Origin of the sequence: Aquipuribacter hungaricus (assembly GCF_037860755.1) — a bacterium.
Taxonomy (GTDB): Bacteria; Actinomycetota; Actinomycetes; order Actinomycetales; family JBBAYJ01; genus Aquipuribacter; species Aquipuribacter hungaricus.
In genome coordinates this window covers 1-879 of sequence record NZ_JBBEOI010000476.1, presented here as the reverse complement: position 1 = coordinate 879, position 879 = coordinate 1, and the positions used below count along the sequence as shown (strand labels likewise).

The 879-nt window shown below is 77.1% G+C and carries 1 protein-coding gene; it reads left to right on the top strand.

Going from position 1 to position 879, the window contains the following annotated elements; all coding sequences use genetic code 11:
* Positions 1–26 precede the first annotated feature (26 nt).
* A partial coding sequence (locus WCS02_RS20725; protein ID WP_340296204.1) for a CpaE/TadZ family protein occupies positions 27–879 on the top strand: 853 nt, incomplete at its 3' end.

Below are 879 nucleotides of genomic sequence, written 5' to 3'. Positions count from 1 at the left end.
TGCCCACCCCCGTCGACCCCCTCGCGGTGCGCCGGCCTGCCGCCGAGCGCCGGCCGGCCCGCGGGCGCGTCGTCACCGTCTTCTCCGCCAAGGGCGGCTCGGGCACGACGACGTTCTGCACCAACCTCGCCGCCGCGCTCGCCGACGGCGGCCGCCGCAGCGTCGTGCTCGTCGACCTCGACCTGTCGCTGGGGGACGTGGCGATCGCGCTCAACCTGTTCCCCGTGACGACGCTGGCCGACGCCCCCGCTCCCGACGGCGAGCCGATGGGCCCGGAGGCCCTGCGCGCCCTGCTCACCCCCCACTCACCCGGTCTCAGCGCGCTGCTGGCCCCGGCCCAGCCCGGCCGGGCCGCGTCGGTGCCCGTCGAGCTCGTGGAGTCCGTGCTCGAGGCGCTCCGGCACGCGGTCGACCACGTCGTCGTCGACACCCCCACCGCCCTGGACGCCCACGTGCTGGCGGCTCTGGAGGCTGCGGACACCGTCGTCCTGCTGGCCGCCCTGGAGATCCCCGCGCTCAAGCACCTCAAGATCACGCTGGAGACGCTCGAGCAGCTGGGCCTGCCCGAGGAGCGCTGGCGCGTCGTCCTCAACCGCTCCGACTCCGACGTCGGGCTCGCCGTGCGCGAGGTGGAGCGGACCCTCGGCTGGCGGATCAGCGGGATGGTGCCGAGCAGCCGCGACGTCCCGCTGTCGGTCAACCGCGGCGTGCCGCTCGTGCTCGAGCAGCCCCGCCACCCCGTGAGCCAGGCCGTGCGCGAGTTCGCCGGCCGTGAGCTCGTGGGCGGTCGCCGGCCGTCGGTGGTCGACCTGCGCGAGCCCGTCGGCCGCGCCTCGGCCCGCCCCGGCGCCGCCGGCCCGGACCCGCGCAGCCTCGTCC